The sequence below is a fragment of the Roseateles sp. genome (assembly GCF_019237615.1).
In the GTDB taxonomy this organism is placed as follows: domain Bacteria; phylum Pseudomonadota; class Gammaproteobacteria; order Burkholderiales; family Burkholderiaceae_C; genus Pelomonas.
This window is the reverse complement of the sequence record NZ_JAFAGT010000069.1, coordinates 58,751-73,114: the sequence shown is the minus strand read 5'-3', so window position 1 is coordinate 73,114 and position 14,364 is coordinate 58,751. Positions and strand designations below refer to the sequence as shown.

The 14,364-nt window shown below is 67.2% G+C and carries 11 protein-coding genes; 5 read left to right on the top strand and 6 right to left on the bottom strand.

Annotated elements, in window-relative coordinates:
* Positions 1-55: 55 nt before the first annotated feature.
* The 5 genes from JOY88_RS14120 (at position 56) to JOY88_RS14100 (ending at position 7,201) form a co-directional block, all read left to right on the top strand.
* On the top strand, positions 56-1,195 hold the full coding sequence (locus JOY88_RS14120; RefSeq protein WP_293503266.1) for an NHL repeat-containing protein: 1,140 nt from the start codon (positions 56-58) through the stop codon (positions 1,193-1,195).
* 481 nt (positions 1,196-1,676) lie between these two features.
* Entirely contained in the window at positions 1,677-2,216 is a 540-nt protein-coding gene (locus JOY88_RS14115) for a cytochrome b (RefSeq protein ID WP_293503265.1), read from the top strand.
* 52 nt (positions 2,217-2,268) lie between these two features.
* Positions 2,269-2,931, top strand: coding sequence for a response regulator transcription factor (locus JOY88_RS14110; RefSeq protein ID WP_293503264.1), 663 nt, complete (start codon positions 2,269-2,271; stop codon positions 2,929-2,931).
* An 86-nt stretch (positions 2,932-3,017) separates the two neighbouring features.
* Complete coding sequence (locus JOY88_RS14105; protein WP_293503263.1) at positions 3,018-4,142, top strand: efflux RND transporter periplasmic adaptor subunit; 1,125 nt, start codon at positions 3,018-3,020, stop codon at positions 4,140-4,142.
* On the top strand, positions 4,139-7,201 hold the full coding sequence (locus JOY88_RS14100) for an efflux RND transporter permease subunit (protein WP_293503262.1): 3,063 nt from the start codon (positions 4,139-4,141) through the stop codon (positions 7,199-7,201). The genes JOY88_RS14105 and JOY88_RS14100 overlap by 4 nt, the downstream gene beginning before the upstream one ends.
* Before the next feature lie 10 nt (positions 7,202-7,211).
* Here the strand turns inward: JOY88_RS14100 and JOY88_RS14095 are convergent, their stop codons facing one another.
* From JOY88_RS14095 to JOY88_RS14070, 6 genes are all read right to left on the bottom strand, one after another.
* A complete protein-coding gene (locus JOY88_RS14095) occupies positions 7,212-8,225 on the bottom strand; it encodes an ABC transporter substrate-binding protein (protein WP_293503261.1) in 1,014 nt (337 codons plus the stop codon).
* Between the two features lie 35 nt (positions 8,226-8,260).
* Positions 8,261-10,321 carry a PepSY domain-containing protein gene (locus tag JOY88_RS14090; protein WP_293503260.1) on the bottom strand — a complete coding sequence of 687 codons (2,061 nt, stop codon included), beginning with the start codon at positions 10,319-10,321 and terminating at the stop codon, positions 8,261-8,263.
* Between the two features lie 45 nt (positions 10,322-10,366).
* Entirely contained in the window at positions 10,367-11,392 is a 1,026-nt protein-coding gene (locus tag JOY88_RS14085) for an ABC transporter substrate-binding protein (RefSeq protein ID WP_293503259.1), read from the bottom strand.
* Entirely contained in the window at positions 11,389-12,477 is a 1,089-nt protein-coding gene (locus tag JOY88_RS14080) for an ABC transporter substrate-binding protein (RefSeq protein ID WP_293503258.1), read from the bottom strand. Before JOY88_RS14080 ends, JOY88_RS14085 begins: the two co-directional genes overlap by 4 nt.
* A gap of 29 nt (positions 12,478-12,506) precedes the next feature.
* A complete protein-coding gene (locus JOY88_RS14075) occupies positions 12,507-13,283 on the bottom strand; it encodes a hypothetical protein (protein ID WP_293503257.1) in 777 nt (258 codons plus the stop codon).
* 108 nt (positions 13,284-13,391) lie between these two features.
* A complete protein-coding gene (locus JOY88_RS14070) occupies positions 13,392-14,300 on the bottom strand; it encodes a PstS family phosphate ABC transporter substrate-binding protein (protein ID WP_293503256.1) in 909 nt (302 codons plus the stop codon).
* Positions 14,301-14,364: the final 64 nt, after the last annotated feature.

The following is a 14,364-nucleotide window of genomic DNA, read 5'->3' as shown; positions in this document are numbered from 1 at the left end:
ACGCTGTGATGGTCGACACTTGCCTGCGGTAGGGCGGGCTCTGAGGGCATTCATCATGTCGAACGGGCGACTGGTTCTGGCAACAGCGCGATGGGCGGCCACGCTCACTGCATGCATCGCGGTTGTCGGGTGTGCGTCCACGGCGCTGCCGGGAAATGGTGGCGACGTCCCTCGCTTTGTTGTCGACGCGGCATGGCCGCAGCCGTTGCCGAACAACTGGATCCTTGGCCAGGTCAGCGGGGTCGCCACGGACAATGCCGACCATGTGTGGGTCTTGCAGCGCCCAGGCAGCCTGACACCGGACGAGCGTGGCGCGACGAGGAGCCCGCCGCTGTCGAAGTGCTGCGCTCCAGCCCTGCCGGTGCTGGAGTTTGACGCGGCCGGCAGGTTGCTGCGTTCCTGGGGAGGGCCCGGGGCCGGCTACGACTGGCCGCAGAACGAGCACGGCATCCATGTCGATGGGCGAGGCTTCGTGTGGATCACCGGCAACGGGGAGCAGGACGGGCAGATCCTCAAGTTCACCCGTGATGGCCGCTTTGTGATGCAGATCGGCAAGATCGGGCCGCAGACGGGAAACAGCGACACCAGCCGGGTTGGGCGGGCCGCAGGCGTCGAAGTCGACGTGGCTGCACGTGAGGTCTATGTCGCCGATGGCTATTACAACAAGCGAATCGTCGTCTTCGACAGCGAGACCGGTGCTTTCAAGCGCAGCTGGGGCGCCTACGGCCGACCTGCCGCGCCCTTTGACAAGCCTGACTCGCCGCGCACGGCAGCACCAACCCCTGCCCAGTTGAGCCAGTTCGGCAACCCCGTGCACTGTGTGCGCCTCGCGCACGATGGGCTGGTCTACGTCTGCGACCGATTGAACAACCGTGTGCAGGTGTTCCAGCATGACGGCAGCTTCGTCAGGGAGTTCTCGGTGGAGCCGGAAACCTTGATGGCGGGCTCGGTGTGGGATCTCGTGATTTCACGCGACGCGGGGCAGCGCTGGCTGCTGTTGGCAGACGGTGCGAACAACCAGATTCTTGCAATCGACCGTGCGACCGGCGAGGTGCGCGGCACGCTCGGGCGCCCCGGCCGGTACGCCGGCCAATTCCACTGGGTGCACGATCTGGCCATCGACTCGCACGGAAATCTCTACGCGGGTGAAGTCGATACCGGGAAGCGATTGCAGAAGTTCGTGCCGCGCCCCTGAGACGGGCCGGGTGCACCGCCGCGTCGCTGCGCCAGGGCGCTTTTAGACGCCGAGTCGCCGGCTGGACCGTGCCGCAGTCAAGCAGTTGAAGCCGCTTTGCCGCGGCGTATGGACGGTGTGGCGCCCAGAAGCCCCGTCGCCATCGGCCGGACGGGTGGCAGTCGTCCGGCCTCCGCTGGCCCCGATGGATTCCGCCCGATCCCCTGACGGGAAAGCTCGCGAGCGGCTCGATTCACCGGCAGAGTCATGGGGCAGGGGGCGGGAAAGCCCTTGGAAGGCAATTCGAAGATAGGAGCGGGCAAAGCAAATGTGCTGCCCATATCCGAGCGCTGCTTGCCGTAGAAGCCTCCGATGGGGAGCCAGGTCCGCCAAACCTGAACATTCTTTCAGACTTGTTTCAGGCAGGGGTCAGCTTCAGTCACTAGCGTCCTCATCCATAGATGTGGCGCCCAAGCAGGCGCCGCACGGACTGGAGACCTCGTTGAATTCCAACGCCCGCTACACCGCCACCGCTGTCGTGCTGCATTGGCTCGTCGCGATGGGCTTGATCGTGACGTTCTGCGTCGGCCTCTATATGGTCAGCCTGGAGCGATCGCCCACCAAGCTGCTGATTGTCAACTGGCACCGCTCTGCCGGTATCACCGTGCTGGCGCTGGCCCTGGCGCGCCTGCTTTGGCGCTTCGGCCGCCGGCCTCCGCCGGATGTGCCCATGCCTGCCTGGCAGGCCAAGGGCGCTCAAGTGCTGCATGGGTTGCTCTACCTGCTAATGCTCGCCGTGCCGCTGCTGGGCTGGGCCATGAGCTCGGCCAAGGGCCGGCCGGTGGTCTGGTTCGACCTGGTGACGTTGCCCAACTGGCTGCCCAAAGACAAGGCGCTCGGGCATCAGCTCGAGGAACTGCACGGCATGCTGTCCTGGGTCCTGGTCGCGCTGGTGGCTTGCCACGTGGTCGCCGCGCTCAAGCACCACTTCATCGACAAGGACGGGTTGCTCGGCCGCATGCGCCTGGGCCGCCCGGTCTGAGCTCGCCGCAAAATCGGTGCATCGTGCCGGGCAGGTACGAGGAGATAAGGCAATGAAGATCCTGGTCATCGAAGACCAAGAGCGGCTTGGGCGCTTTCTGCAGCAGAGCCTGTCCGAGTGCTCGTACACCGTGAGCTGGGCACGCAACTGCGCGGACGCTTCCGATGCGCTGGCCGAGACCGGCTACGACGCTATCGTGCTCGACCTGGGTTTGCCAGATGGCGACGGGCTCGATCTGCTGCGCCGCTGGCGTAGCAGCGGCTTCAAGGAGCCAGTGCTAATCCTCAGCGCGCGCGACGGTGTGCAGGACCGCGTCAAGGGCCTGGACATCGGTGCGGACGACTACCTGCCCAAGCCCTTCAGTCTGGAGGAACTGCTGGCGCGCGTGCGCTCCCTGGTGCGCCGCCAATCCAGCGTCAAGCAGGTGGTGTTCGAGCACGCCGGCATCCGCCTGGACCTGCTGAGCCACACGGTCCAGATGAACGGAAGGTCGGTGGACCTGACCAGCCGCGAGTACGCGTTGCTGGAGATCTTCATGCAAAACCAGGGTCGCATACTGCCGCGCACGTTGATCTCCGAGAAGATCTGGTCCTCGCACTACGACGTCGACACCAACTTGCTCGACGTCTACATGAGCCGCCTGCGCTCCAAGCTGGAGTCGCCCGGCCGCCAGCTTTTCAAGACGGTGCGCGGCGTGGGCTATCAGCTCGTCTGAAAGCACGTTCAGGTTCGCTCAAGCGGCCGTTCAGCTTCCGTTCCTAGCATGGTTGCTTGCGGGCCATCAGCCTGTCCAAGCCGACGATGAACCACAGAACGAGAACCGCCGTCGAATACTTCGTTGCGCTGACCGTGGCTGCCCTGGCCATGGCTGCCGCTGTGGCGCTGAGCAGGTCGGTCGAGAAGCCTGCCGACAAGGGCGATGCCAAGCTCGCCCCGGTCGTCAGCGTCGCTCCGGCCGTCGCGCGCAACCTGCCGGTCCAGCTCGACGCGCAGGGGCACCTCGTGCCTTTGAAGCAGGTGGACGTGCGCGTGCAGGCGACCGGTACCGTCCGCGCCGTCCATTTCAAGGAGGGCGAGGAGATCAAGGCAGGGCAGCTGATGTTCACGCTCGACGCCAGCGACGTGGCCGCGCAGCTTGCCAAGGCGCGGGCCGCTGCCGCGCAGGTGCAGGCGCAGCTTGACGAGGCCCAGCGCGACCTGGCCCGCTCACGTCAGCTTGCCAAGGACAAGTTCTATTCGGACAGCGTCGTCGATGTGGCGGAGGGCAAGGTCGCGTCCTTGCGCGCCCAGCGCGACGCGATGCAGGCCGACATCGACGGCAGCCGTGTGCTGGTGGACCGCACCCGCATCGTCGCGCCGATGGCGGGTCTGACCGGTGCGCTGTCCGTCCATCCCGGCAGCCTTGCGCAGTCGGGGGCTGCGACGCCCATGGTCAGCGTCGTGCAGATGGACCCCATCGGCGTGGAGTTCACCCTGCCCGAGGTCCACCTGCCCACGTTGCTGGCCGCACGGGCGGCCGGTACGGTGAAGGTATTGCTGGCTGCGCCGGACGGCTCGACGGTCGAGGGCCAGCTCGTCTTCGTCAACAACAGGGTCAACACTGACACGGGTACCATCAGTCTGAAGGCGGCCTTCCCCAACGCACGTCGACTGTTGTGGCCTGGCGCCTTCGCCAAGGTGCTGGTTACGGCGGGCGTCAGCCGCAGTGCGGTGACGCTGGCGCCGCAAGCGCTGCTGGACGGGCCGGACGGCCGATTCGTCTATGTGCTGGACGCAGTTGGCGCCAAGGTGGCGACCAAGTCCGTCACGCTGCTGCGCGTGCAGGATCAGCTCGCCGTCGTTGCCGGCCTGGCGGATGGCGAGCGCGTCGTCACCGAAGGCCAGCAGGGCTTGAAGAACGGCATGGCCGTGAGGCTGGCGAAGTGAGCCTCTCCGAAGCCTGCCTGAGCCGCCCCGTTGCGACGCTGCTGTTCTGGATCAGCGTCGTCGTCGCCGGTTTCATCGCCTGGTTGAGCCTGCCGATCTCTGCACTGCCACAGTACGACACGCCCGTCATCCAGGTCACCGGCAACCTGCCCGGCGCCAGCCCAGAAAACATCGCGGCGTCGGTCGCGACGCCGCTGGAGAAACAGTTCTCCTCCATACCCGGGCTGCTGACGACCACATCCTCCAGCTTCCAGGGACAGACGCAGATCACGCTGGAGTTCGATGCCAGCCGCAGCATCGACGGCGCGGCGGCCGACGTGCAGGCGGCGCTGTTCCGCGCCGGGCGCCAGTTGCCGGCCGAGATGCGCACGCCACCGTCCTACAGCAAGGTCAACCCCGCGGACGCGCCCATCCTGCTGGTGGCGCTCAGCTCACCCAGCCTGTCCTTCTCAGACCTGAACGCCTTCAGCGACAACCTCGTCGTGCCGGCACTGTCCACCATCAACGGTGTGGCCCAGGTGCAGGTGTCGGGCCAGAAACGCTACGCGGTACGTATCCAGGCCGACCCGGCACGGCTGGCCGCGTTGGACCTGACGCTGGACGAGTTGGCGGTCGCGTTGCAGGCCGCCAACTCTGCAACACCCACTGGCCAGCTCGACAACAGTCGCCAGATGTTGACCGTGCAGATGAGTGGTGACCTGATGCGTGCTGCCGACTTCGCGCAGTTGGCGGTGGCAAGCCGCCAGGGCCGCAGCGTGCGGCTGGCAGACGTGGCCTCGGTGCAGGACAGCATCGAGAACGTGCAGAACATGAGTGACGTGAACGGCCGTCCATCCATCCTGCTGAAGGTGAGCCGCCAGCCAGGCGCCAATACGGTGGCCGTGGTGGACGCGATTCACGCGATGCTGCCGCGCCTTCAAACCCAACTTCCGAGCTCGGTGGCGGTTCAGCTGTTGAGCGACAGATCCATCTCCATTCGCAATGCCATCCACGACGTCAACCTCACTATTGTGTTGACTGTCGCGCTGGTGGTGCTGGTGATCCTGCTCTTCCTGCGCCGCGCAGCGGCCACCTTCATCCCGTCGTTGAGCGTGCCGATCTCGCTGTTCGCCACCTTCGGGCTGATGTACGCAATGGGCCTGAGCCTGGACAACATCTCGTTGCTGGGCCTGACCATCGCCGTCGGCCTCGTCGTGGACGACGCCATCGTCGTGCTCGAAGCCATCACCAGCCGAATCGAGCGCGGCGAGGCACCCTTTGCGGCGGCCATGGCCGGCGCGCGCGACGTTGGCTTCACGGTGTTGTCGATCTCGGTGTCGCTGGTGGCGGTCTTCATTCCTATCTTCTTCATGCCCGGCGTCATCGGCCGGCTGTTTCACGAATTCGCCGTCGTCGTTTCCCTCGCCATCCTGGTGTCGGCGGTGGTGTCGCTCACCTTGATCCCGATGCTGGTGCCGATGCTGATGAAGCCTGCGTCGCTACACGCGCCCGAGCCGGCTTGGAGCCGCGCGTTCGAGCGTGCCTTCCAACGTTTGCTGGAGGCCTATGCGCGCCTGTTGGACGTGGCGCTGGCGCACCGCAGGCTCGTGCTGCTGGTCGGCGCGGTCACGGTGGCGGCCACCGCCTGTCTCTATGTGGTAGCGCCCAAGGGCTTCTTCCCGCAGGAGGACATCGGACAGGTCGTCGTCAACGTGGACACGCCGCAAGACATGTCCTATGCCGGTCGCCTCGCTGTCGTGCGCCGCCTGCAGGCCATCGTGACGGCCGACGCCAGCGTGGCCGGCGTGGCCACCAAGGTCGACCACGACACCACCCAGCTCACCGTCGACCTGAAGGGGCGCGGTGAACGCCCCGAGCTGCCGGCCGTGCTCACACGGCTGCGCAAGGCCACCGGTGACCTGCCGGGCATCCGCGTCTTCCTAAGCCCGGTGCAGAACCTGCGCGTCGGCGCGCGCTCGTCCAAGAGCAGCTACCAGTACACATTGCAGGCCGTCAGCGCCAGCGCGCTTGACCAGTGGGCCGACAAGCTGATGGGCGCGTTGCGTGCCTCAGACGTGCTGATCGGTGTCAACAGCGACTATCAAAAGAACGGCTTGCAGGCGCGCGTCAGCGTCGATCGCGACAAGGCGGCACAGCTCGACGTGGATCTGAGTGCCATCCGAACGTCGCTGTTTTCGGCCTTCGGCAGCCGCCAGGTGACCACCATTCGCGCGCCGGAAGACAGCTACGAGGTCATCCTCGAAGTGGCGGACGAGGCCAGGCGCGACGAGAGCGACATCCTCGGCCTCGAAGTGCGTAGCCGCCACGGCATGCGCGTGCCACTGGGCGCCTTCGCGACGGTGGCGCGCGGCAAGGGCGTCATCGCGGTAAATCACCAGGCGCAGCTGCCGTCGGTGACGTTGTCGTTCGACCTCGCGCCGGGAAAGTCGTTGTCGGACGCCGCCGCCGTCATCAATGCCGCAGAGGCCGAGTTGCGGCTACCACCCACGGTGTTTGGCTCCTTCAGCGGTCAGGCGGCGCTCTACCAGCAGTCGCAGACGACGCAACTGTGGCTGATCGCCGCCGCTGTCGCCGTCATCTACGTCGTCCTCGGCATGCTCTACGAAAGCTGGCTGCACCCGCTGACCATACTGCTGGGCATTCCGTCCGCGGCGGTGGGCGCGCTACTGGCGCTGCGCCTGATGGACATGGAGTTGAGCTTCATCGCGATGATCGGTGTGCTGCTGCTGATCGGCATCGTGAAGAAGAACGCCATCATGATGATCGATTACGCGATCTCGGCGCGGCGCGACGAGGGCCTGCCTGCCGTCGACGCGATCCGCCAGGCCTGCCGGCAGCGCTTTCGCCCCATCATGATGACGACGATGTGCGCGCTGATGGGGGTTCTTCCTATCGCACTTGGCCTCGGTGCCGGTGCCGAGCTGCGCCAGCCACTTGGTGTGGCCATCGTCGGAGGCCTCCTGCTGTCGCAGCTCATCACGCTCTTCATCACGCCGGTGCTCTACCTGCTGTTCGACCGCGGGCAGCAGCAGGGTCCGGTGCTGGCCCCGGCGAGATGAAGGCGCTGGATCAGTACCGGCCGGCGGGGTATGCCTTGAGTGCCCGCTCGACGAAGGTGTTGGTGTAGGTCTTCCCGATGTCTACCCCCAGGGTCTTCGGGTGCTGCTTGGCGAACACGGCGGCCTCCTTGCGCGCTCCGTCGGCGGGCATCAGGCCGTCGGTGGCGAACATTGGCAGCGCCTGGCGCACGTTGGCAAGGTAGGTCGCGTGGTCCTTGCCGACGATGTTGGGTGGGATCATCGAGACCAGCTCCTCGGCGGTGTGCTGGTTCATGAATTGCAGCGTGCGCACGAAGGCCGTGGCCAGGTGGGCGGCCATCTCGGGGTGCTGGCGCACTTTCTCGCTGTTCATGAACACCGTGCTGGAAGGGAACAGTGTGCCCATCGCGGCGCGCGTGCCGGCCGGTGTGGTCAGGTCGAAGAGCACCTGGGCCGCGCCCTCGGCCTCGTAGCTGTCGGGCACCGGGATTGGCGCAACGAGCAGATCAGCCTTGCCCTCCTTGAGCGCGGCGAGGTTGGCCGGAATTCCGTCGGTGTTCAGGCGCGTGTAGCTGTCCAGGTCGTGGCCGCCGTCCAGTACCAGCCAATTGGCCAAGGTGGTCTTGGAGGAGCCGGCGCCGCCGGCGATGAAGCGCGCGCCCTTCAGGTCGGCCGGCGTCCTGAAGCGGTCCTTGGCGCCGGTGGCCACCAGCACCTTGGCACCCGGCGTGACGCCCAGCGTGACGATGGCCTGCGAGGGCCGGCCGTCGGCGGCGTTGACGAGATTGTGGTGGTAGTAGGCCATGATCGCGTCGATTCGGCCGTCGGCCAGCATCTGGGCGTGGGGGATCTCGTCGCGGATGTTCATCACCGTGACGTCGAAGGCCTCGGTGCGCAGATAGCCCAGCTTCTCGGCGATCAGCAAAGGCAGGTTGCGCACTGTCTTGACCTCGTCGACCAGCAGCACGATGCGCTGCGGTGTGGCGTGGGTGGCCCCGGCGGCAACGAAGGCCAGCAGAGCCAGAGCGTGGCGGAAATTCTTCATCGGCGTGTCTCCTTGGAATAGGTCGGGGATTCAGGCTACAGATCGAGCACCAGGTTTTCACTCTTGGCCCGCGACACGCAGACCATGATCTTGTTGCAGGCCTTGCGCTCGGCCGGACTGAGGAAGGCGTCCCGGTGGTCGGGCCTGCCTGCCAGAACGACTGTCAGGCAAGAGCCGCAAACTCCCTGCTCGCAGGATGTGAAGGGCTCCAGCCCGTGGGCGCGCAGCACGTCGGTGATGGTCTGCTCGGCCGGCACCTGCAGCGTGCTTCCGCTGCGGCGCAGCTCGATCGTGAACGGGTGGCGTTCGCCGGCCAAGGCCAGGGGGGCGGCGCCGAAATGCTCTACATGCACCATCTCCGGCGCCCAGGTGGCCGAGGCGGTGGACTCGACCAGGTCCATGAAGCCGCGTGGGCCGCAGACGTACAAGTGGGCGTCCTCGGCGTGGTGCCACAACATCTGGCGCAGCCGCTCCCCCAGGCCCGAACGCTGCACGGCATAGTGGAAGAAGACCTTGCTCTGGAAGGCTGAGGCGGAGAGCTCCTCATGGAAGGCCATCTGCTCGGGCGAGCGGGCGAAGTAGTGCAGGGTGAAGGGCTCGCCTCGACGCATCAGTTCGCGCGCCATGGACAGCAGCGGCGTGATTCCGATACCGGCGGCCAGCAGCATGTGGTGGCCGGCCCGCGGGCTGAGTTCGAAGTGGTTGCGCGGCCTGCCGACGGCCAGCTCGTCGCCGACGCGCACCTCGTCGTGCATCCAGACCGATCCGCCGCGCGAGTCCGCCGTGCGCTTCACTGCGATCACGTAGCGGTGTCGCTCGGCCGTGTCGTTGCATAGTGAATACTGGCGCACCAGACCGCTGCCGGTCAGAACGTCGACATGGGCGCCGGCCGTGAAGGGCGGCAGCTTGCCGCCGTCGATCGCGATGAGCACGAAGCAGCGGATGTCCTGGGCCACGTCGCGCATCTCGGCGACACGTAACCGCAGCGGCGGCGGCGCGGCGGCCACGCGACGCCGCCGGCGGAAGAAGCTACGTAGGCCTGTGTAGGCGAGCACCGGCACGCCGGCGATGCCGGTGAAGAACAGCAGTTGCACCGGCAAGCCGCCGACTTCACCGGAATGCAGCGACGAGGTGTAGCGGTAGATGCGGTTGCCCAGCGGGCTTGTGGCATAGGGTTCGGCGCGCAGCAGCTTGCCGCTGTAGGCGTCGAGGTAGTAGTAGCTGCGCGCATTCGGATGGGCGGCGCCGATCTCGACCGCGTAGATCACGGCCGCGTCGTTCGGCTTCCTGGGCAGCTCGATGGAGATCTCGTGCGGCGTCGTGTCGGGGTGCTCGAGCAGCGGTCGGACCTGCTCCCACAGTGCGCCGGCATCCAGCACCTGGGCACCCGCGACGGGCGTGGAACGCAGCTTGGGTGGTTTCTCCGTCGGCGAGCCGACGGCGACGTTGATGACGGTGCGAGTCCACTTGAAGGCCATCGGCAGCGCCGTGATCGACACGATGACGATGACCGTGGCCGTATAGAAACCGATGCTGCGATGCAGGTTGAGATCCAGTGCGCGGCCGCGCAGGTGTGGGCGAGGCGTCGTCACGGTCTTGAGCTGGCGCCAGGACGAAGGCCATAGCACGAAGAGGCCGCCGAAGCCCATTGCGAACAGCATCGCCATCGCCGCACCGCCGGTGATGAAGTTGCCCGCGTCGGCGCTCTCCAGGAAGCGGAAACGGTGCAACTGCTCCAGCAGGCCGAACACGCCAGCCCAGCGATTGCGGTCCATCACCCTGCCGGAACAGGGGCCCACATACAGGTCGTGACGGTCGGACATGCGCACAATCACCGACTGGCCGTCGTCCCTGACACGGATGGCCTGGACCTCGGCGTCGGGGCGCACGGCGCGCGCCTTTTCGATCAGTGCGTCCAGCGGCTGCGGGGCCCGGCATTCGACGTCGCCGTGGAGGCTTGTGTCCATCCAGCCCCCGAGCTCACCGCGAAAGACGAGCGTCAATCCGGTGAGCGCCAGGAACAGGAACAGCAGGCCGAGCGTCATGCCCGTCCAGCGATGCACGAACAGCAGCGGGCTGCGCAGGTTGACTTTCATGAGTGTTGCCTTGAGCGCGATGGCATGCGATTGGACTGGGGCGGCCTACCCCTGCGCCCGGTCGATGAAGCGGTTGCTGAAGCTGGAGGCCGGGTCCAGCCCGCTGCGGCGAAGTTCGGGCCGCCAAGCGGACAGCACGCGCAGCATGTTCTCTGCCGTCCCCGGCTGCAGGCGGCCGTCAGCGGTGAAGGATGGCCAGGCCAGCGCTAGCGCGCGCCGGTGCAACTCGGCGTCGCCGCGCGCATAGTTCGCCGGCAAGCGATTGGCGGCCTCGACCGGGCCATTCGCCTGCATCCAGGCCAGGGTCCGCGACAAAGCCCCCGCCAAGCGGCGCACTGCCTCCGCGTCGGTCGGCTGGCGCACCGGGTCGACGTAGACACAGGTGGAGGCAAACAGTCCGCCGAACAGCGGCAGCGTCGCGTCGCGCGAGATCAGGTCACAGTGGATGCGCGCATGGCCGGCGTCGACGGCCTTGAGCGCCTCCTGGCCCCAGAAGATGCCGAAATCGGCCTCGCCGGAGGCCAGCGCGGCAGCGACGCGCCCACCTAGGGCCAAGGCCTGGAAGTCATTTGTCGCCAGCCCAGCGGTGGCGGCCACCTGGTTCACGAGCAGGTGGGCGATCTTGCCGAGCCCAGTGACGGCGACGCGGCGGCCGCGCAGCGCGGCCGGCCCGGGGGGCAAGTCCGCCAGCCGCGTGCTCGCCAGCAGCACGTAGCCGGGCGTGTCGGCCAGCGTTGCGATGTTGAGGCCGCGTGGCGCGTCTGGTCTGGCGAGGTCGGTGATGAGCTTGTCGTAGAAGCCGGCCACGGCCTGCACGCGGCCTGCGGCCAGCTCGGCGTCGGCGTTGACGCCTTCGACCTCATTGACCAGCCTCACGTCCAACCCCGCCAGGGTATAGAAGCCCAGCGCCTTGGCCAGCGTGATCGGCGCGTAGTGTGGCTTGTCAAGACCGTCGGCCTTGACCATCAGCGTCAGCGGGACGAGCGCAGCCGTGGCCCGCGCAAGGCCGGCGGCGTGGCAGGCCAGCGCGGCGGCGACGAGGCGGCGGCGCGAGAGCGCGGCGGCCTTCATTGCGCGGCCCCGCGTTGCAGACTGGTGCGCCAGCGCTGCACCAGCGCGTCGTGGCGCGCGGGCACTAGCGTGTCGGCCAGGCGGGTGTCGACGGAGATGAGGCGCCCGTTGGCGCCAAGGCGGGCATCGAGGGCCGCGCCGCTGTGCTCTCCACTCACGTCGGAGCGCACCGAGAACAGCTCCAGTGCGTCGGCGACGATCTGCTGGCCGTGCCGCGACAGCAGGTAGTCCGCCCACAGGCGCGCGGCATTCGGGTGCGGCGCGTGGAGGCTGACGAGCATCACGCGCGACAGTACCAGCGTGTAGTCGCTCGGCATCACGACGGCGAGGTCGGGCAGGTCCTTGCGGGAGCGCGACAGCGCGTAGGCGCCCATGATGTTGTAGCCCAGCAGGCTGCGGCCCGCGTGGATGTCGGCCAGCATCGCGCCGGTGCCGGGAGACTGCTTCAGGCCTCCCGCGCCCAGGGCCAACAGCAGCTCGTCGAAGGCGGGGTTCTGGGCCGCGTCCTGGGCCGCGAACATGAAGCCGACACCGCTTTTCTCGATGTCGAAGGCCGTCACCTTGTCGCGCAGTGGGCCGGCGGGGTCGCGCAGCGCGCGGACCAGCGCGGCGTGGTCCCGCGGTACCGCGTCAATGGGCAGCAGGCGGCGGTTGTAGGCGAACACGACAGGCTCGCGCGTCGTGCCCCAGGCGCGGTCCTCGAAGTTCAGGCCCGCGGCCAGGGCGCCACGCTCGGGGCTTTCGTAATGGGCCGCGTAGCCGTCGACGACCAGCTTCATCTGCAGGTCCATCGCCGAGCTCCACATCACGTCGGCCGATGGCTTGCCCGCCGCCACCTCGCCGCGGAAGCGCTCATCGACCTCGTTGGAGCCGCCCTCGCCGTCGTAGTCCACTTCGATGCCTGGGTAGAGCGCCTTGAAGCCGGCTACCAGCGGGGCAGCGGCCTTGTTGCTCAGCACGCTGTAGATGACGACGCGACCTTCGCGCCGCGCGGCCGACACGAGGTCGGCGGAGGACTGGGCCAGCGCGCCGCCGGTGGCCGAGAGGGCGCACAGCATGAGCAGGAGGAAACGTGAACGCAACATGGAGTCTCCGATGAGAGCTTGAAGGCGGTTCAGAGTGGGAAGCCGACGATGAGCTTGAGCGTCAGCCGGTCGGTCGCGCCGTTGAGGCCATGGCCAATGCCGGCGTTGATGTCCCAGCCGTGGATCTCTCCGTCCATGGCGAGGTAGAGGCTGCGAGGCTGTTGTGCAGCCGGCAGCCTGCCCTGGGTCGTGCCGATGTCGACGTAGTACTCCAGCCCGAGCGCGAGCTTGTTGGCGACGCTGCGCGCCGCCTTCAGCCCCAGCGACAGGTCGGCGCCGCCGCTGCGGTAGCCGGGCGACAGGTTCACGCCGATGACCGGGTTGGCCGCCAGCAGCCAGTCGGCGCCGCGCCAGCCGCCAATCAGGCGCAGCTCGGCACTGTTGCGAGATTCCGAGAAACGCTGCTGCAGGCGTGACAGCTCGACGTTGGCCCCGGCAAACAAGCCGCTGCCGCCTTCCTCGGCCTTCAGTGGCAGCCATTTCATGCGCAGCTTCATGCCGGCGAGGCTGAAATGACCGTTGGCGTCGCGGTTGGTGGGTAGGTAGAGGCCCGCTTCCAGCGTAGGCGTCAGCCCCAGCGAGAACTCAGGTGTGACTCGTAGTCCGTGGTAGGGCACGGCCTCGCCGGGATAGTCGGGTGTCCTGCGGCCGCGCGGCGTCGTATTGACGTGCAACTCCAGGCCCTTCTGGCCGGGTGCATTGATGTCGTCGGTGTAGACCTGAATCTCGTCGCTGAGCTCGGCGCGGGCGGTGAAGGGGCCCGCGGCCAATGCGACGCAAAGAATGAGAACAGCGAGGTTGCGCAAATTATGTCTCCGGCCGAACCGGTACGTTGCCGGTAGCTCACGAGGAGACTAGGCCTCGTGCATAAAGCCAGTCTGAAACGGACCTGAATATTCTTTCAGGCTGCGACCTCATTCCAGCGCAGCCAGCCTCTTCAGTTCCGCCATGCGCTCGGGTTCGCTCAAGGGCAGGTAGCCGAGTGTGCCGGCGGCGATGGCCTGCTGTCCTTCGGCGGACAGCATCAGGCGCAGCAACTCGCGCGCCACCGGGTCGATGCGCTTCGTCAGCGGGTCGGTGCGCAGATAAATCAGCAGGTGGCGATCCAACGGATAGCGGCCGGAGACGAGATCGTCGCGCGTGCCGGCAAAGGCGGGCTTGCCGTCGTGCGCCGACAGCGGCAGGGCGCGCACGCCAGGAACGCCGCGGTTCAGCGACGCGAAGCCGATCGCCAGCGGGTTGGCCGCGACACAGGCGACCGCATCGCGCGACTGTGCATATCCCGCAAAGCCCGGTGCGAAGGCTTCGCCGCCGAGCCGGTGCAGCATCAGCCGGCCCAGCGCCGTCGCGGGCGCCATGCCGCAGAGGTGGATGGGGCGCCTGGCCCACTCACCTCCGACTCCGAGCTGGCCCCAATGCATGACGCCCCCCGTGAACACCCGTGCGAGCTGAGCCATGCTGAGAGTGCTCACCGGGTTGCGCGCATCGACGAAGACGCCCAGCGGCGCCGACAGCGCCGCCGGATTCAGCGAATCGTGCGCGACATGAAAGGGCAGCGGCAGGTCCCCCCCAGTGATGCGAGCGTAGCCGGCCAGCTCGGCCTCGGAGAACTCCGCACCCATGGGCGCCAGCAGCGACAGACCGCGGGCCAGCGCGTCGGGCGCTGTTCGCGTGCCTTTGAGAATCAGCTCGAACTTGAAGCCGGAATGCATGCGCCGGAACAGCGCGGTGATCGCGTCCAGCATCTCCTGCATATCGTTGTAGCCGACGATGCGGATCGCGCCGTCGGCGTTCAGATAGGGCGCACCCGGGGGTGGCAGCAACTGCTCCGCCATCGCCGGGGCCCTCGCGAGAGCGGCCGACAAGGCCGCAAGCAGGCTTCGCCTG

Bases quoted from the DNA above. Each gene is read 5' to 3' on its own strand.
- JOY88_RS14110 (WP_293503264.1), top strand. From the start codon at position 2,269: ATGAAGATCCTGGTCATCGAAGACCAAGAGCGGCTTGGGCGCTTTCTG.
- JOY88_RS14105 (WP_293503263.1), top strand. From the start codon at position 3,018: ATGAACCACAGAACGAGAACCGCCGTCGAATACTTCGTTGCGCTGACC.
- JOY88_RS14090 (WP_293503260.1), bottom strand. From the start codon at position 10,321: ATGAAAGTCAACCTGCGCAGCCCGCTGCTGTTCGTGCATCGCTGGACG.
- JOY88_RS14085 (WP_293503259.1), bottom strand. From the start codon at position 11,392: ATGAAGGCCGCCGCGCTCTCGCGCCGCCGCCTCGTCGCCGCCGCGCTG.
- JOY88_RS14120 (WP_293503266.1), top strand. From the start codon at position 56: ATGTCGAACGGGCGACTGGTTCTGGCAACAGCGCGATGGGCGGCCACG.
- JOY88_RS14095 (WP_293503261.1), bottom strand. From the start codon at position 8,225: ATGAAGAATTTCCGCCACGCTCTGGCTCTGCTGGCCTTCGTTGCCGCC.
- JOY88_RS14080 (WP_293503258.1), bottom strand. From the start codon at position 12,477: ATGTTGCGTTCACGTTTCCTCCTGCTCATGCTGTGCGCCCTCTCGGCC.